Origin of the sequence: Hymenobacter convexus, from assembly GCF_030580955.1 — a bacterium.
In the GTDB taxonomy this organism is placed as follows: Bacteria; Bacteroidota; Bacteroidia; order Cytophagales; family Hymenobacteraceae; genus Hymenobacter.
On record NZ_JAUQON010000007.1, the window covers coordinates 252687 to 269747 of the forward strand.

14 protein-coding genes are annotated in these 17061 nt (G+C 62.2%); 3 read left to right on the forward strand and 11 right to left on the reverse strand.

Annotation, left to right across the window (positions count from 1 at the left end; genetic code table 11):
- Nucleotides 1-105 precede the first annotated feature (105 nt).
- A complete protein-coding gene (locus Q4S41_RS16515; protein WP_305032234.1) occupies nt 106-3510 on the forward strand; it encodes a PAS domain-containing protein in 3405 nt (1134 codons plus the stop codon).
- Here the strand turns inward: Q4S41_RS16515 and Q4S41_RS16520 are convergent.
- The 9 genes from Q4S41_RS16520 to Q4S41_RS16560 form a co-directional block, all read right to left on the reverse strand.
- On the reverse strand, nt 3507-4247 hold the full coding sequence (locus Q4S41_RS16520) for a LytR/AlgR family response regulator transcription factor (RefSeq protein WP_305032235.1): 741 nt from the start codon (nt 4245-4247) through the stop codon (nt 3507-3509). The two genes, Q4S41_RS16515 and Q4S41_RS16520, sit on opposite strands and share 4 nt — an antisense overlap.
- A gap of 301 nt (nt 4248-4548) precedes the next feature.
- The gene (lgt, locus tag Q4S41_RS16525) at nt 4549-5553 is read right to left on the reverse strand and encodes a prolipoprotein diacylglyceryl transferase (RefSeq protein WP_305032236.1); all 1005 of its coding nucleotides are present in this window, start codon (nt 5551-5553) and stop codon (nt 4549-4551) included.
- 117 nt (nt 5554-5670) lie between these two features.
- Nucleotides 5671-5967 carry a hypothetical protein gene (locus Q4S41_RS16530; RefSeq protein WP_305032237.1) on the reverse strand — a complete coding sequence of 99 codons (297 nt, stop codon included), beginning with the start codon at nt 5965-5967 and terminating at the stop codon, nt 5671-5673.
- Nucleotides 5960-6544, reverse strand: coding sequence for an RNA polymerase sigma factor (locus Q4S41_RS16535; RefSeq protein ID WP_305032301.1), 585 nt, complete (start codon nt 6542-6544; stop codon nt 5960-5962). Before Q4S41_RS16535 ends, Q4S41_RS16530 begins: the two co-directional genes overlap by 8 nt.
- Nucleotides 6545-6794: 250 nt before the next feature.
- Entirely contained in the window at nt 6795-8711 is a 1917-nt protein-coding gene (nadE, locus tag Q4S41_RS16540) for an NAD(+) synthase (RefSeq protein WP_305032238.1), read from the reverse strand.
- Nucleotides 8712-8816: 105 nt separating this feature from the next.
- The gene (locus tag Q4S41_RS16545) at nt 8817-10085 is read right to left on the reverse strand and encodes a M1 family aminopeptidase (protein WP_305032239.1); all 1269 of its coding nucleotides are present in this window, start codon (nt 10083-10085) and stop codon (nt 8817-8819) included.
- A 39-nt stretch (nt 10086-10124) separates the two neighbouring features.
- Nucleotides 10125-10850 (reverse strand): ribonuclease III, encoded by a 726-nt coding sequence (gene rnc / locus Q4S41_RS16550; RefSeq protein ID WP_305032240.1) that lies wholly within the window; start codon nt 10848-10850, stop codon nt 10125-10127.
- 187 nt (nt 10851-11037) lie between these two features.
- A complete protein-coding gene (gene fabF / locus Q4S41_RS16555) occupies nt 11038-12288 on the reverse strand; it encodes a beta-ketoacyl-ACP synthase II (protein WP_305032241.1) in 1251 nt (416 codons plus the stop codon).
- Nucleotides 12289-12453: 165 nt separating this feature from the next.
- The gene (locus Q4S41_RS16560) at nt 12454-12690 is read right to left on the reverse strand and encodes an acyl carrier protein (protein WP_019948606.1); all 237 of its coding nucleotides are present in this window, start codon (nt 12688-12690) and stop codon (nt 12454-12456) included.
- A 175-nt stretch (nt 12691-12865) separates the two neighbouring features.
- On the opposite strand from Q4S41_RS16560, the gene Q4S41_RS16565 reads away from it, so the two are divergent.
- Nucleotides 12866-13294, forward strand: coding sequence for an IPExxxVDY family protein (locus Q4S41_RS16565; RefSeq protein ID WP_305032242.1), 429 nt, complete (start codon nt 12866-12868; stop codon nt 13292-13294).
- 273 nt (nt 13295-13567) lie between these two features.
- Nucleotides 13568-15007, forward strand: a complete 1440-nt coding sequence (gene pyk / locus Q4S41_RS16570) for a pyruvate kinase (protein ID WP_305032243.1) — start codon at nt 13568-13570, stop codon at nt 15005-15007.
- A gap of 75 nt (nt 15008-15082) precedes the next feature.
- Here pyk and Q4S41_RS16575 read toward each other — a convergent pair whose 3' ends face one another.
- Nucleotides 15083-16612 (reverse strand): T9SS type A sorting domain-containing protein, encoded by a 1530-nt coding sequence (locus Q4S41_RS16575; RefSeq protein WP_305032244.1) that lies wholly within the window; start codon nt 16610-16612, stop codon nt 15083-15085.
- Nucleotides 16613-16791: 179 nt separating this feature from the next.
- Nucleotides 16792-17043: a 30S ribosomal protein S20 gene (gene rpsT, locus Q4S41_RS16580; RefSeq protein WP_198066977.1), complete on the reverse strand. Its 252-nt coding sequence runs from the start codon at nt 17041-17043 to the stop codon at nt 16792-16794.
- Between the last annotated feature and the right edge of the window lie 18 nt (nt 17044-17061).

The window sequence follows — 17061 nt, forward strand, 5'->3', positions numbered from 1 at the left end:
GCTTCGGCCAGTAAAAGAGGTCTTTGGCCCTGATTGCTGTGCATGCGAGGCACCATTGCGCCCATCTTGCTGCTTCAAGAAGCCTTGCCACTTCTTCCCGCTCCGTTGACGACACTTTTTCCCTCCGCCCCGAACACGGTCGCTTCCGACAGCGCCGCCTGCGCCCGGCAGCTCGCCCTGCTACTCGACCTATTGCCCGAGGGCGTCGTGCTGTTCGGGACCGATGGCCGCGTGGAAGCTATCAACCGGCGCTTTTTTGCGCTCTACAACTTGCCCGATGTCCCCGCTGATTGGCTGGGCCGGACCGGCACCGAGCTGCGGGCCCGTGTGCAAACCCAGGTGCTGAATCCCTGCGCTTTTGCTGCTCGCGGCCGGGCGTTGCCACTGGCTGGCACGGGCATTCGCGGCGAAATACTGGTCCTGCGCGACGGCCGTTTCCTGGCCGGCGACATGGTGGCCGCGCCGGCCGGCGTGGGCGAGCCGGGCCAGTGGCTTCTGTGCCTGCACGAAGTAACGGAACAGCACCGGCTAGCCGTTGAAAAAGAGTCCCTGGCCCGCATTCCGGAGCAAAACCCCAACCCCGTGCTGCGCCTGGCGGCTTCGGGGCAGCTGGTATTTGCCAACGAAGCCGCTCGGGCGCTGGGCCTGAGCCTGGCCCGCCCCGAACGGGTACGCGTGCAGCGGCAGCTGCGGGCGCTGGCCGGCCCGGCCCTCACCGAGGGGGCCCCACAGCAGGCCGAATTAGCCTTCGGCGAACGGTTTTTCACCGTGCGCGTGGTGCCTTTTACCGCCGACGGCTACGTGAACCTCTACCTGACCGAAACCACCGCCCGCGTGCTGGCCGAAGCCCAGGTGCGGGAGCAGAAGCAGTTCTACGAAAGTATTCTCAACGAGCTGCCGGCCGAAATTTTTGTGGTCGACCCCGAGTACCGCTACCGCTACGTGAACCCCGCCGCCGTGCCCGACCCGGCACTGCGCCAGTGGATGCTGGGCCGCACCAACACCGAGTACAGCGCCCGGCGCGGCCACCCCACCACCGTGGCCCAGCAGCGCCAGGCGCGCCTGCAGGAGGTACTGAGCGGCCGCCAGCGCCACGAGTGGCTCGAAAGCCTCGGCAACGACGGCCCGCGCCACGTGCTGCGCCGCCTGCAGCCCGTGCCCGAAGCCGGCGACGACGTGCGCCTGGTCATCGGCTACGGCCTGGATGTGACGGAGCAGGAAACCACGCGCCAGCAACTGCGCGAGCAGCAGGAATTCACCCAAAGCATTCTCGACGCCAGCCCGAGCGTGATTTACGTGCGCAATGCCCAGCACGAAATCATTTTTGAGAACACCGCGATGCAGACTGTTCGCGCGGTGGCGCGGCACCTGACCGGCGAGGCCCTGGCCCCCGGCAGCGTGGAAGCCCGCGAGGTGGCCCAGCTCGCGGCCAACGACCTGGCCGTGCTGACCACCGGCCGGGAGCTAACCATCGAAGAAACTCTCACCCAGCGCGACGGCGTGCAACGGGTGTTCCAGACCGTGAAGCGGCCCCTGGTGCGGCCCGATGGCACCGTGCACGTGCTGGGCGTGAGCACCGACATCACCGCCCTCAAGCAAACCCAGCGCACGCTGGAACACAGCGAAAAGCAGTACCGCGACCTGATGCACTACGCCCAGGCCCTCATTTGCACCCACACCCTCGACGGCACGGTACTCACCGCCAACCCTGCGCTGGGCGAACGCCTCAACTGTCCGGCCGAAGCCCTCATCGGCAGTAATGTGGCCGATGTGATGCCGCCCGAAGACCACGCCGCCTACGCTCAATACCTGCAGCGCATTGCGGCCGAGCACCAGGCTTCGGGCGTGCAGCGGGTGCGCCCGCACGGTAGCCAGGAGTTGCGCTACCTGCTCTATCGTAACTTTTTGGTGAGCGAGCCGGGCCAGCCGGCCTACGTCATTGCCCACTCGCACGACATCACGGAGCGCATCCGGGCCGAGCACGAAATGAAGCGCGCCAAGGAAGCGGCCGAGTCGGCCTCGCGGGCCAAGGAAAACTTCCTGGCCAACATGAGCCACGAGATTCGCACGCCCCTGAACGGGGTGCTGGGCATGGCCCGGCAGCTGGGCAAAACCCGTCTCGATGCCCACCAGCAGGAATTGCTGCGCGTTATCAACACCTCGGGCCAGCACTTGCTGGGCGTCATCAACGACGTGTTGGACATGGCCAAGATTTCGGCGGGCAAGCTCGACTTCGAGCAGGTGGCGTTCAACCTCTTCGACTCGATGAACCAGGCGCTGCAGCCCAGCCAGTTGCAGGCGCAGGAGAAAGGCCTCACTTTCTGTAACCAACTCACCGCAAAGAGTTTGCCGCCCGCCTGGGTGGTGGGCGACCCTTACCGGCTCAACCAAATCCTGCTCAACCTGGTCAGCAACGCCATCAAGTTCACCAAACAGGGCAGTGTCGCGGTAGCGGCGCGCCCGGTGGCCGAAACCGCCACGCACCTCACCGTCGAGTTCCGCGTTACCGATACGGGCATCGGCATTCCGGCCGACCGGCAGGCCCAGATGTTTGAGGGCTTCACCCAGGCGTATGCCGACACCACCCGCCACTTCGGTGGCACGGGCCTGGGCCTGAGCATCAGCCGGGCGCTGGTGACGCAGCTGGGCGGCGCGCTCACGGTAGACAGCGCGCCGGGCACCGGCAGCACCTTCGCCTTCACGCTGACGCTTCCCACCGCCGAGGCGCCCTCCCTGGCCGCGCCGGAGCGGGGCGCCATCAACACGGGCACGCTGGCGGGCCTGCGGGCCTTGCTGGTCGAAGACAACGAAATCAACCGCGAAGTAGCCCGCTTCATGCTGGAGGAATGGGGCGTGGTGCTGGACGAAGCCGTCGACGGCGAGCAGGGCCTGCGTATGCTCAGCCGGCACGACTACGATGTGGCCCTGATGGACATTCAGATGCCCCTGCTCAGTGGCGTGGAAGTGACCCAGGCCGTGCGCCTGCTGCCCGACCCCGTGCGCGCCCAGATTCCCATTCTGGCCCTCACCGCCAATGCCTTCCGCGAAGACAACGAGCGCTACCGCGCCGCCGGCATGAACGACACGCTGGCCAAGCCCTTCGACGAGCACGAGCTCTACACTAAGCTCGAAGCCCTGCGCGCCCTGCCCCGCGGCGCGGCCGCGTACGACCTGACCAAGCTGCGCACCATGGCCCACGGCCGCGATGCCTTCGTGACGAAAATCATTCGCTCGTTTCTCACCAACACGCCCGCCAGCCTGGCGCAGCTACAGGAAGCCGCCACGGCCAGCCAGTGGAACTGGGTGGCCGAAATCACGCACCACATCAAGCCCAGCCTGGAAATGATGGGCGTGGCCGGGGTGGCCCACCTCGTGGCGGTGCTCGAAAAAGTGCCGGGCCCCACCCAGGCCGCCACTGAGCGGCCCGCCCTGGTGGCGCAGCTGGTGGCGCTGGTAGCGCGGGCGCTGGCCGCCGTGCCCGCCGAACTGCCCGCCGAAACGCAGAACTAAAACTCCCGGAGCTGGCGCTGAAAGCTTTCCTGGTACGACTTGCCCACGGGCACTTCTACCTTGGCAAACTGCACCATGTGGTCCTCAACCGACTCGATGCGGCGCATGTTGATGATGTAGGAACGGTGCACCCGCACGAAGCGCGGGGCCGGCAGCCGCTCCTCCAGGCGCCGCAGGGTGCTGTACACGATGAGCTTCTGCTTGTCGAGCACCAGCACGCAGTAGTCCGACAGAGCTTCGATGTAGAGAATGTCATCGAGGCGAACCTGCACCAGCTTCTTGTTCACTTTCACGAACAGAAACTCGTTTTCGGTGGCCGAGGCCGCCAGGCTGGGGCGGGGCTCGGCGGCAGCCGAAGCGGCTTGGCGGTGTTGCACTACCCTTTGCACGGCCTGCAGGAAGCGCGGCAGCTCCACGGGCTTCACCACGTAGTCGGTCACGCTTAGGTCGAAGGCATCCACGGCGTAGTCGCGGTGCGAAGTCACGAGCACGATGTCGGGCGGAGGCACAGGCAGGATGCGCACCAAATCGAGGCCCGTGAGCTGGGGCATTTCGATGTCGAGAAACAGCACGTCGGCCTGCCCGCCCTGCGTGAAGAAATTCAGGCAATCGACCCCGTTGGCAAACGACCCTGCCAGCTCCAGCTGCGGCGTGAGCTCGATGAGGTGCTCGAGGTTGAGGCGGTTCATCTCGTTGTCGTCGACAACTAGACAGGTGAGCGGAGCAAGCGGCTGCATCGGTGGGCACATCAAGAGGGCTGAGCAGCCCCGTCAGCCGGAGCCACCGCCAGGGTGAACATCGACAGCACTCAATCTCACTTCGTTATGATGAGAATTTTCGCCTGCCGAATGACGGCAAGCTATCGCGCCTCAGCCTCTTAAGGCATGCTTATTCGTTTAACCCGATTGCGCAAGCGTTGAACCAGCCATCGGCCGCGCCGAATGAAAAGCCCGCACCAAGCTTTTTGAGAATCAACGCTACCTATGCATTTATTTATCAATAAATTACCTGCACATTATCCAAAACACGCAGCGCCTTTTACTGTGCTTTGGATGGCAACGCCGCTGCATCCTTTTCCTCCAAATCGCGCGGGGCGTAGCCATAAGGGTTTTTCGGGTCTTTGCCCGCCCGCCACAGCACCCAGATGCCAATGAAAATGAGCGGAATGCTCAGCAGCTGGCCCTGGTTGAAGAGGTGGCCGTCTTCAAACGCCACCTGGTTTTCCTTCAGGTATTCGCCCAAAAAGCGTTGCGTGAACAGCAGCACCACAAACAGCCCGAACAGCTGCCCGCGCGGCGTGCGCTCCTTGGTCCGGTTCCACATGGAGTAGAGCAGCGCGAGCAGGAAAATGCAGAACAGCGCCTCGTAAATCTGGGTGGGGTGGCGCGGCACGGCCACGTTGGTATCGCGCGTGACGGAACCGTTAACGGGCTGGCTCACAATGCTGGGCTCGCGGTCTTTCTCGGGACTGGCTATCCGCTGCACGGCGTAGGAGCCGGCGGGCACGGGCTGGTTGGGCTCAAAATGCTTCCAGTGCTCCACGTCGCGCGGAAACACAAAGGCCCACGGCACGTTGGTGGGCTTGCCCACAATCTCGGAGTTCATCAGATTGCCGGTGCGGATGCAGGCGCCGCCCAGCGCCACCACAATCACAATGCGGTCAAGCACCCACAGGTAATCAAACTTGTTGTTGCGGGCAAACAGCCAGCAGGCCAGCAGGATACCGATGGTAGCGCCGTGGCTGGCCAGGCCGCCCTGCCAGATTTTGAACACGACCATGGGGTCGGCCATCAGCGCCTCAAAATCATAAAACAGCATGTGGCCCAGCCGCGCGCCCACAATGGTGCCGATGAGCATGTAAATCGTAATCACATCGACCCACTGCGGCGACACCCGCTCGGAGCGGTAGATGTGCGTGAGGATGAACGTGCCCACCACGAAGGGCAGCATGAAAAACAGCCCGTACCAGCGCAGGGTCACCCAGCCAATGTGGGCAATGATGGGGTTGATGTTCCAATAAATGGCGGCGAGGAAGGGCGACATGCGGGGCAAAGATGAATAAGGGTTCAAAGGTACTCAGCCCCCGGGCTCATCGCCCGGCGAACCAAAGAAAGCCCCGCCCCGGCCCTGGGCCGAAACAAAGCATGATGATGAATGAGCCTAGCGCGGCGGCATAGGCGGCGCGGCATACACCGGCCCGGCCGCCCCGGCGGCAGTGCCCCCGGCCGCGCAGTCGCCGCTGAGGCTCAGCACCAACGCGCCCAGCAGGGCCGCGAAGGCCGGCCGCCGCAGCCAGCCGGGCACCAGCGGCCTCGCCGCCGATGCCTGGGCGGCGAGGCGGGCCTGCACCCGGCCGTAGAAAAACGGCCGGGGCCGGGCCTGGGGCTGGTGGGGCAGCTGGCGCAGCAAAGCATCCCAAGCTTCGTCGGCAGCGGGGCGGAAGTCAGGCTTAGTCATGGCGAAAGTTGGGTTGAACACGTTCGCGAAGGGTTTTGCGGGCCCGGAACAGGAGCGACTCCACGGCGGGCACGGTGGTGTTGAGCACGGCCGCGATTTGCTCGTAGCTCAGCTCCTGCTCGTGGCGCAGGGTGAAGGCCACCTGCTGCTGGCCGGGCAGGCGGGCAATGTGTTCCAGCAGCAGGCCCAGTTGCTGCTGGCCCTCCAGCAGCGCCAGCGGATGCGCGTGGGTGGGCGCCTCGTGTAGCACCTCATTGCCGAAGCCCAGCAGGCTGGTGAAATAGGCAAAGCGCTTTTTGGCCCGGGCCCGGCGCAGGTTTTTCAGCGCCCGCGACGTGGCCAGGCGATAGAGCCAGGTGCTCAACGATGCCTCGCCCCGAAACCGGCCAATGGTCTGGTGCACCTCCACAAACACTTCTTGCGCCACGTCTTCGGCCTCTTCCGGGGAGCGCAGCAGCGAAAAAACCACGCGGTAGATGCGGTCCTGGTACTGCTCGACCAGCGTCCGAAAAGCCGCTTCGCTCCCCTGCTGCAGCTGCACCACTAGTTCGGCCTCGGCCGTCACAGCCGAATCCATCAAACAGGGGCCAACCGATGGCGGCTCATCGACCAAAAACAACGGGATTGCGCAAGCCACAGAAACGAAAGCAGAAGGGTCGGTGAAAGGCTACGCCGGAACTCAACGGGCCGGAAGCTACACTGCAATAGGTCCCATTCGGCGGCCAAACTTGCGCGGGTGGCTCATTTTATTTTTCAGCACCTAAAACATGGTGAAACGAGTACCCCAAAGCCGTGCTTCAAGGTACTCGTTGCAATGCAAGCCGCTGCTACAGTCCCGCCAGCTCCTCGGCAAAGCCGCCGCTGAGAATGGGAAAGCGCAGCCAGGAGCGCGGGTCCACGTTATAATCGTCGAGGTGGAAGCTGGGCGCATACCGCTCACGCTTCCACTGGTTGCGGCTCCAGAGGTTGTAGAAGCGGCGCACGTAGGCTTTCAGCTGCTCTTCGTCGAAGCCCGTGCCTTCGCCTTCCAGCATGGCCAGCACCTGTTTCGGGCTGAGGCGGTCGTAGAAGGCCAGACGCTCGATGCGGTTGAGCAGGGTGTAGGGCATGAGGTCGCGCTCGTCGGTCTGTTTGTCTTCGAGTGGGCGCAGCTCGGCGGTGGGCTGCAGGGCGTTCACGTGGCGCAGGGCGGGGTAGCCCAACTCGGTTTCGGCCCAACGCAGCCACTTTTTCACAAAGTCCTTGTCGACGCCCGCAATGGGCGAGATGCTGCCGGCCGTATCGCCGTCCATGGTACAATAGCCCACGCTGGCTTCGGAGCGGTTGGAGGTGGTGATGAGCAGGCAGTTCTGCACGTTGGCCAGCAGCCAGATGGCGGGGGCCCGCACCCGGGCCTGAATGTTCTGCAGCGCCAAATCATCGGTTTGCCAGGTCAGCGCCCGGCCCAGCACCTGCTGGATTTTACCCACATAGCCCGTCACTTCCTCATCAATGGTCCAGTTATAAAACCGTGCCCCAATGCTGTCGGCCAGTTCCTTAGCGGAATTAAATGTATCGTCTGAAGAATTGACCGTGCCCTGGTAGGCACAGGTGAGCAGTTGCTGCACCAGCTGCTGGTTGGTGCTCAAGGTGCTTGCCGGCGCCGGGCTTTCCACCACCTGCGCGGCTTTACCGCCGGCGCCTTCCTGCGTCACAACCGTTTCATTTGCGGCCGGGAAGCAGCCGCTGCGGCGCTTGAATTCTTCCAAACCCAACTCCTCCACGCCCAGGCGCACCATCTCGGCCACACCCACGGCGCAGAAGCACGAGTCGGCCCCGCCGCTCAGGCTCAGCACGAAGCCGCGGCTGCGCGCCTTGCGCAGGTAGTCGAACAGCGCCAGGCTCATGGCCTGGTTCAGCTCTTTGTACTCATCGGGCGCGGGCAGCGGCACAATTTCGGCCGCCGGCTCCTGCATGGCCGTGAAATCCACGTCCACCCACTCCAAATCCACTTCCTTGAAGCTCAGCAACTGGTTGCGCTTCAGCAGGTGCCCGTTACGGGCCACCAATATCTCGCCGTCGAAGATGATGCGCCCGGCCTCGTTGCCCAGCAAGTTGGCGTAGAGATAGGTGCAGTTAAACGTGCGCGAAGCCTTCATCACCAGCTGGTAGCGCACGTCGGTTTTGCTCATCGCAAAGTGGCTGGCCGAGGGATTCACAATCAAATCGACTTTGCCTTGGAGCCGGCAGGCCGGCCGCACGTTATCGGCCCGCCACGCATCCTCGCATATCTCGAAGCCGAAGCGCACGCCCTCGTGCTCAAAAATCAGGTCGCCCAGCGGCCAGGTTTCACCGTCGCAACTCACGGTGGCTTGCTCGCCCGCCAGCCAGGGCACGAAGAAGCGCGTCTCATAATGCACCCCGTCATTAGCTAGAAACTGCTTAGCCGCGAAACCCAGAATCTGGCCGTCGCGCAGCACCGCCGCCGTGTTATAGGTGCGGTGGTTGAGGCGCACCGGCAGGCCCACCACCACGCAGATACCGTCCGTCCAGGGCCGCACGGCTTGCAGGTGGGCCAGGGCAGACTCGGGCATCCAGTCGCTCAGAAACAGGTCCTCGCAGGCGTAGCCGGTCAGGCACAACTCGGGCAGGCACAGCAGCTGCACGCCCGCCGCCTTGGCCTGCTCAATGGCCGTTTTGATGTTGCGAAGGTTGTTTTCCCAATCAATGGGAATCTGGTTGAGAGCAGCTCCGGCGATGCGCATGAGGAATGGGCGAGAAAGAGAACAAAGGAGGAACGGGGTTGATGGAATAACCCCAAAGGGCCGGCGCCGGTTGTCAGCCGCGCCCGCCCAACGGCCAATTTTTGCCTAGCGGCTTAGCTCGGCCAGCAGCCAGGCACGGGTGGCCGGGCCGCTGGTTTGCGCCACAATTTCCAGCAAAGTATCGGTATTGCTCACATGCCCGGCGGCCACGGTGGCCAGCAGCCGTACAAACGGCGCGGTGCCAAGGCGCTCGTGCAGTGCGGCCAGCACCCTGGTGCCCTTGTTATACACCACGCGCCGGTACACGGGCCGGGGATATTTCTGGTAATCGAAGCCCCGAATCGGCGGGGCGTCGCCCACGGTCGCGACGCGCTTGGCCAGTTCTGCCCGGTAGCCGGCCTCGTCGCCGTCTTCGCGCAGAAACAACAGGCTTGAGTAGGTAGCGAAGGCCTCGTTCAACCAGTCGTTGTAGTTGTGCACCGAGCCGTAGCCCCACCATTTGTGGCTGATTTCGTGCGCCAGAATCAGCAGCGCCTCCCGGTCGGTGGCCACATCAAAATCGGTGTAGGTAATCACCGTGGCATTTTCGAGCAGCCCGAACGCATCGGCATTGGTGCCGGGCAGCAAAATGGTGAACTGCGTAATCGGGTCCTGCTGCCCGATGCTCCGGTTGTAGTAGGCGATAATGCGTTCGGCCTTGCGCAGCAGCACAGTATCGGTGCGCGCCAGCGCCGGCCCCGCCTTCACCACCCGAATGCCCGGGGTTCCAGCCGAAGCTAGTTGCTGAAACTGCCGGGCCACCAGCGCCGTGATTTCGATGGCCCCGGCGCGGCCCCGGAAAAGCCAGCGCCCCGCCCGCTGCTCCACGGCCGACGACGTGCTTTCTACCTGGTAGCCGTCCGGCGCCTGCACTTCCAGCACGTAGTTCACGGCCTCGTACTCGCGGTAGGGCCGGAAGGGCAGCCAGCCCGAATGCCCACTGAAAACCATCACCTGCTCATTAAACAAGCGCCCTTCCAGCGTGCCCGAATACGTCACGCTCACCATGCGTGCCCGGCCGTTGAAGCGCGCCACCACCTGTTGCAGCGTATCGCCGAAATACGGATAGTACACCCGCGTTGCGCGCGGCGGCTTGCTCCCGGAGCTGAGCAGGTTCTCAATCCGCAGCTGCCGGCCCAGGTTCAGGTCCAGGGTAGTGGCCGTGTCGTCGGCGGCCAGGGCCATGGTGTAGCGACAAACGAAGGAGTGCGTGGCCGGAATCACGCGCATTTGCACACTGACGGTGGGCGCAGCGCCCGCCGATACGGCCAGTCCCAGCAGGCCCGCCAGCAACAACAGATACTTCATGTAGCAGCGCGCCCGCGGGTGAGGCAAAAGCGGGAAGATTGGTGGAAAGGAAAAAGAATGCCGCCGCTAGGCCACGCCCAGCTCCGTCAGCGCCCGCTCGGCGGCCAGCTGCTCTGCTTGCTTTTTGCTCAGGCCCATGCCAGTAGCCACGATTTCCTCGTCCAGCAGCACGTTGGCCGTGAACTCCATCATGCCGCCGGGCCGCGCCTCGCCGGTGATGTCGTAGCGCAGGGTTTTGCCCTCGCGCTGCGCCCATTCTACCAGCTTGCTCTTGAAATTGGCCGTGGTCGTCGTGAGCGTATGCACGTCCACAAAACCCTTCACCAAGCGCGTGAGGATGAATTTTCGGGCCGACTGGTAGCCTAAATCCAAATAAACCGCCCCCACCAGCGCCTCCAGCGCGTTGCCATTCACCGAGCGCGAGCGGGCGGCGCGGCCCTGCGCCGTATCCAGTTGCACCAATTTATCGAGGCCCAGTTTCAGGGCGATGCCATTCAGGCTTTCGCGGTTCACAATGCGTGAGCGCACCTCCGTCAGGAAGCCTTCCTGCTCGTAGGGGTACTTCTTGAACAGGTACTCGGCCACCACCGTGCCCAGCACAGCATCGCCGAGAAACTCCAGTCGCTCATTCGTCTGGTGGCGGCCGATGGTGGGCTGCTGCCGCACCGCCGAGGAGTGCGTGAACGCCAGCCGGTAAAGCTTGGCGTTTTTGGGCCGCTGGCCCGTCACGGTCGCCACGGCCTGACGAAACGACTTATCAGAAGCAAAAAGACGGGAAACGAAACCGAGCAAGGGAAGAGAAATTTAGATTCTGGTAGAATAATTTGGCCTAAAAAACGCCAAAAAAGAACGTCATGCTGAGCGCAGCCGAAGCATCTCTACCGCAATACTAACTCAATCGAAAGGATTAGTTGCGCGGTAGAGATGCTTCGGCTGCGCTCAGCATGACGTTCTTTTTTGAACTGCTGAAACAACGCGCCTACAGCTTGCGGAAAATCACCGACGTGTTGTGGCCGCCAAAGCCAAACGTGTTGCTCATGGCCACGCGCACGTCGCGCTCCTGCGCCGTGTTCGGCGTGAAATTCAGCGCCTGGTTGATTTCCGGGTCGGGCGTGTTCAGGTTGATGGTGGGCGGCACCAGTCCGTGCTGCATCGCCATAATGCAGGCCACCGCCTCAATACCGCCGGCCCCGCCCAGCAGGTGGCCGGTCATGCTTTTGGTCGAGGAGATGTTCAGCTTCTCGGCGTGTGCGCCGAATACCTTTTCGATGGCCTTGATTTCGGCGCCGTCGCCCAGCGGCGTGCTCGTGCCGTGGGTGTTGATGTAATCAACTTCCTCGGGCTGAATACCAGCGTCGCGCAGGGCGTTTTTCATCACCAGCACCACGCCTTCGCCGCTCGGGTCGGGCGCGGTGATGTGGTAAGCATCCGACGACATGCCGCCGCCAATCAGCTCGCAGTAGATTTTGGCGCCGCGCGCCTGGGCGTGCTCGTACTCTTCGAGCACCAGCGCGCCGGCGCCCTCGCCCAGCACGAAACCGTCGCGGTCCTTATCATAAGGCCGCGAGGCCGAGGCCGGGTCGTCGTTGCGCTCGCTCATGGCCTTGAGGGCGTTGAAGCCGCCCACGCCCGATTCGGTGATGGCCGCTTCGGAACCACCCGTCACCACGGCGTCGGCCAGGCCGAGGCGGATGTTGTTGAAGGCCGCGATGATGGCGTCGTTCGACGAGGCGCAGGCTGAGGTCGTCACGAAATTCGGGCCGCGGAAGCCGTTCTTGATGCTGATGTTGCCTGACGAGGAGTCAGCAATCATGCGCGGAATAAAGAACGGCGAGTAGCGGGGCGTGCCGTCGCCGCGCTCAAACTGGAAGCATTCTTCCTGCAGCGATTTCAGGCCGCCGATGCCGGAGCCCCAGATTACGCCCACCCGGTCCTTGTCCACGCCGCTCTCGAGCAGGCCCGAATCGGCAATGGCTTCGTCGGAGGCAATCACCGCGAACTGCGTGAACAGGTCCATTTTGCGGTGCTCCTTGCGGTCGAAGTAGGTATCGGGATTGTAATCCTTCACTTCGCAGGCAAAGCGGGTTTTGAACTTGGCCGGGTCGAAGCGCGTGATGGTGGCGGCACCGCTGGTGCCCGTGCGTAGGCCTTCCCAGTAGGCTGGGGCGGTGTTGCCCAGGGGCGTGATGGCCCCGAGGCCGGTAACGACAACCCGTCGGATGGACGTCATACAGAGCAAGCGCCACTGGCGCGAATGATGAAGCGGGATAAAACAGCAAAACCGGCCGGCGGCGGGCCGGCCGGTATGCGCAGTATGGGGGTCATACCGCGCGAAACAGGAAATCAGCGTAAAGGCTACAACTCAAATTTCGCGCTTCGCGGGGATGAAAAAGGACTACTTAGCGTGCTCTTCGAGGTAGCTGATGGCTTGGCCCACGGTGCCGATGTTCTCGGCCTGGTCGTCGGGGATGCTCACGTTGAACTCCTTTTCGAACTCCATAATGAGCTCAACGGTATCCAGCGAGTCAGCACCCAAGTCGTTGGTGAAGCTTGCTTCCGGGGTCACCTCCGAGGCTTCAACGCCCAGTTTATCAATAATAATGGCCTTTACTTTTTCTGCGATTTCAGACATCTCCGTGGGGGGTTTAAGGAAAACTATGGCACAAAGTAACGAGAGAATTTTCATCTAACCCACCGACGCGCTTTTCATTTCGGGGTACAACATTATGGCCGCGCGGCTGGCAAGCGGCCCCGGCAGGCCGTAGCTTTGCCCTGCCCGCCCCGCGGGTGCCCTTTTTGCGGCCCCTATGAAGACCTTCACCCTCGACGTTGATTACGAGTGCGACTTTGCCCTTTTCGGGCTGGTGAGCAGCACCCGCGACTATACCCTGGCTTGGAACCTGAACCGGGCCCTGCGCCTGCGCCTCGTGAAACAGCCCGAGCTGCTGCTGAACCTGCTCAGCCGCGGCCGGCTGGTGTTCACGCATTACCTGCACGCCACCGAGGCCCTCACGTTCCGGCTGCTGCGCAATCGTTCGGTGGCTCCCTCCACCCTAAAAAAGCCCTTCCTGGCCCCCGACATCAAGGAATACGACTACCTGCTGGCCGTGAGCAACGGCACCGGCGCCCTGGCCGACGAGGCCCTGCTGGAACAGCTCGCCGCCCTCGATGCCGTGCAGTACGTCTGCCAGTTCGACCCCAATACCCTCAAGTACAAAGAGAACCTGATTCTTTGAGTTCCTGGGTGGCTTGCAGCCCATAAATTTCACCTTATGATTAGGGCGCTGCAATGGCCACTGGCCACTTTGAGCAATCGTTTTCACAACGATTGGGCTTCATCAATAGGCATTTCAATTTAATTGAACGACTTTTGCGCTGGTAGGGCCTTCGTTTTGCCCCCATTGTGCACGCTTCTGCTTAATCTCAATCAATTTTGCCTTCGGCGAAATGTCCCCTCCTCAATTTAAGGAGGGGAGTTTTTTTGTTCTGCTATTTCCGACGACTCCCGCATGGAAAAACATCCTGTTTTCAACAAGACCAAAATTGTGGCCACGGTAGGCCCCGCTTCCAACACCTACGAGCGCCTCGGCATTCTCATGCGCGAGGGCGTCGATGTGTTCCGCCTCAACTTCTCGCACGGCTCCTACGAAGACCACCTCTCGGTCATCAACACGGTGCGGCGGCTGAACAAGGACATGAAAACGTCGGTGGGCCTGCTACAGGACTTGCAGGGCCCCAAAATCCGCCTCGGCGAGGTAGAAGGCGGCGGCGTCGAAATCAAAGCCGGCGACAAGCTGAAGCTGGTGTGCGGCGAGAAGGAAATCAGCACGGCTACGCGTCTGAGCACGATTTACCTGGGCCTGGCCCGCGACGTGAAGGCCGGCGACATGATTCTGATTGACGACGGCAAGATTGAGCTAAAGGTGCTGGCCACCGACCGCGACAAAGAAGTGGACGTGGAGGTGGTGTATGGCGGCTTGGTGAAGCCCCGCAAGGGCATCAACCTGCCCGACTCGGAAGTTTCGGCTCCGAGCATGACCGAGAAGGACATTGAGGACCTGCAGTTTGGCCTTGAGCATGACGTGGACTGGGTGGCGCTGAGCTTCGCCCGCAAGGCCGACGACATTCGCTTCATCAAGAACCTGATTGCGCAATCGGGCAAAACCACCCGCGTGGTGGCCAAAATCGAAACACCCGACGGCCTGCGCAACATCGACGAAATCATTGCCATCACCGATGCCATCATGGTGGCGCGCGGCGACCTTGGCGTGGAGGTGAAGATGGAAGAGGTGCCCATGGCCCAGAAAATGATTATTGCCAAGTGCAACGCCGCCGGCAAGCCCGTCATCGTAGCCACGCAGATGATGGAATCGATGATTACGGCCCCCCGCCCCACCCGCGCCGAAACCAGCGACGTGGCCAACGCCGTCCTCGACGGCGCCGATGCCGTGATGCTCTCCGCCGAAACCGCCGTGGGCGCCTACCCCGCCGAGGTCATTCGCTCGATGGTGGGCACCATCCTGAGCGTGGAAAGCCGCAGCCCGCAGCTCTTCCACCGCTGGTGGCCCATCGACCCCACCGGTCCCAACTTCATGGCTGACAGCGTACTGTCTGCCTCCTGCCACCTGGCTAAAAACACGGGTTCGAAGGCCATTACCGGCATGACGCACCACGGCTACACGGCCTTCCAATTGGCCAAGTACCGCCCGAAAGCCAACATCTTCATCTTCACCGATAACCGCCCCTTGCTCACCGTGCTGAGCCTGGTGTGGGGCGTGCGAAGCTTCTACTACGACCGCTTGGTGAGCACCGACAGCACGGTGGCCGACATCCGCTACGTCCTCACCACCACCGGCCACCTCGAAGCCGGCGATATTTTCATCAATACCGGCTCGATGCCCATTCAGGACAAGGGCAAAGCCAACATGGTGAAAGTGAGCATTGCCTAAGGCGTTGCTGAAAACAGATTGACACCAAAAAGCCTCCGCAGCGCTAGCTACGGAGGCTTTTTGGTGCGAGATGCACTATTCGTGAATCAGTTTCCAGGTTGCCTTGCTGCCGTTGCTGCCGCTCAAGTGCAACAGATACAGACCAGCGGGTTGCTCAGCCAGCGGCACAGTCAGGGCCGTTTGGCCGGCGGCTACCGAGGCTTGCCACACGGCGCGGCCCAGCGCGTCGGTCAGGCGCAGCGTCTGGCCAGCGCGGGCGGGCTGGGCCAGGGTGAGCGTGGCGGCTTCGGCGGCGGGGTTGGGGTGCAGCGTGGCCAGGGCGGCGGCCTGGGCGGCGCGGGAAGGAAGCAGATTAACAAAAGTTGAAGGCGAGCCGCAGGTTGTTGTTACTCCGCTGCGGGTGCGACGGTAGTAAGTCAGAAAAACGCTATTGTTGCCAATTGGGCCCAACCCAAGCGCTGATGAAAAATGAACTTGCGTATACAAGTCCGGAACGTGACCGAATGTGCCATTGTTGGCACCGTAGGTATACAGATTGTCGTACACCAGCCGCTGGTCGCCAACACAGCCGCCTCCGCCCGGCTGCAGTTGCACCACCCCCAGGCTAAGGGTAATTCCGGACGCGGTTAGACGGTATTCCCCGGTAAGCAAGGGCATGAATTGGAACTGATTGGACTGGCCCGTGCGCAACGCCAACGCCCAGCGGCGAGTGGCAATGCTACTATTTTGGGTGCCGGCTGCAGGACCGCAGCCGGGTGCGCCCGAGTAAGTGTACTTGCTCTGCTCCAGATAAGTATACACGAGGGAATCGGAGGTCTGCGTCTTTGTCAGGACTTTGCGCAAAATTTGTCCTAACGAGCAGGAAAAGGGCGTGATGGCTATTGGGTCGTCGGTATAACCTAACTCATCCCCGGGCTGCAAGTCAAACAACCGCAAGGGGCTATACGGCGACTGAGGCAGCGCCACCGGCAGTTGCGTGGCCGTCCATTGCCCCGGGCTGTTGCTCAGGGCCAGCCATTGCGGACCTTCTATCAAGCCAAAACGCCGGCTCAGGCGCACCACGGGCCCTGAACTGAGGGTGATGGTGGCCACGGTATCGGCCTGCCCGTTCACCATCTGCAAGCCGCGGCTGCTGAGCGTGGCATTAATGCCAAGCGCCGAGTTGGCCACCCACGTACTGGCTACCGGCGCACGCGGGCGCAAGCGCAGCGTGTTTCCAATTTGGGCAGTGCCTTCGGTGATGGTTTCAAGCGTAAATTCTGACGAGCCGGGCTCCCAAAGCAAACGCTGGCCAAACAAGTTATTACGGCTTTTCCGGAATCGGTTGGTGTACGATTCGCCGGGGGTCCGGCCCTGGGTTTCCCGCATCACTCGATTGAAAGCCCAAGCCGAGTCGCCCGCAGCTGTCACATAAGCCGAATCGAGTCGAAGCGTATAAATCCCTTTGGTGACATACATGCCCGCGGGCGTAGCAGTTGGAGATTCGTAAGCATAAATCAGCCCCGGCCGGAACGGCCGCCAGAGTTGTTGGGCGCGGGCGCCAAAGCCCAGGGTTAATAACGAGGCGGCCAGCAGGGGCCGCAGCCAGCGGTAGTGGTGTTTCATGCTTTCGGAGCATTTGGTGGTGGAAAAGTGCCATAAGGTACACAATCCGACCAATTTACCAACCGCTGCGCCCAGCCAAACGCAAGAAGCCCCGCACGTTTCCGAGCGGGGCTTCTGTGATGAGCGGAAGACCAGACCTTGGGGCGGCGCAGTCTGGCCTTCCTAGACTCGTAGTCGCACTAGAGCGCGTTAACGAGCTTTGTCAGCTTGCTTTTGTTGTTAGCAGCTTTGTTTTTGTGGATGATGTTCTTCTTGGCCAGACGGTCCAGCATCGAAGACACCTTTTTCAGCAGTTCCTGGGCGGCCGTTTTGTCGGTCGTCGTACGGAGCTTTTTGATAGCCGTGCGGGTGGATTTGTGCTGGTAACGGTTCAACACGCGCTTGGCTTCGTTGCTGCGGATGCGTTTGAGGGCCGACTTATGGTTTGCCATGAGCAGGAAATATAGAGG

Excerpts from the sequence above, each read along its gene's own strand:
- fabF (WP_305032241.1), bottom strand. The coding sequence starts at position 12,288 with ATGACGTCCATCCGACGGGTTGTCGTTACCGGCCTCGGGGCCATCACG.
- Q4S41_RS16575 (WP_305032244.1), bottom strand. The coding sequence starts at position 16,612 with ATGAAACACCACTACCGCTGGCTGCGGCCCCTGCTGGCCGCCTCGTTA.
- Q4S41_RS16535 (WP_305032301.1), bottom strand. The coding sequence starts at position 6,544 with ATGGATTCGGCTGTGACGGCCGAGGCCGAACTAGTGGTGCAGCTGCAG.
- nadE (WP_305032238.1), bottom strand. The coding sequence starts at position 8,711 with ATGCGCATCGCCGGAGCTGCTCTCAACCAGATTCCCATTGATTGGGAA.
- Q4S41_RS16520 (WP_305032235.1), bottom strand. The coding sequence starts at position 4,247 with ATGCAGCCGCTTGCTCCGCTCACCTGTCTAGTTGTCGACGACAACGAG.
- Q4S41_RS16560 (WP_019948606.1), bottom strand. The coding sequence starts at position 12,690 with ATGTCTGAAATCGCAGAAAAAGTAAAGGCCATTATTATTGATAAACTG.
- Q4S41_RS16530 (WP_305032237.1), bottom strand. The coding sequence starts at position 5,967 with ATGACTAAGCCTGACTTCCGCCCCGCTGCCGACGAAGCTTGGGATGCT.
- rpsT (WP_198066977.1), bottom strand. The coding sequence starts at position 17,043 with ATGGCAAACCATAAGTCGGCCCTCAAACGCATCCGCAGCAACGAAGCC.
- Q4S41_RS16565 (WP_305032242.1), top strand. The coding sequence starts at position 12,866 with ATGAAGACCTTCACCCTCGACGTTGATTACGAGTGCGACTTTGCCCTT.
- lgt (WP_305032236.1), bottom strand. The coding sequence starts at position 5,553 with ATGTCGCCCTTCCTCGCCGCCATTTATTGGAACATCAACCCCATCATT.
- pyk (WP_305032243.1), top strand. The coding sequence starts at position 13,568 with ATGGAAAAACATCCTGTTTTCAACAAGACCAAAATTGTGGCCACGGTA.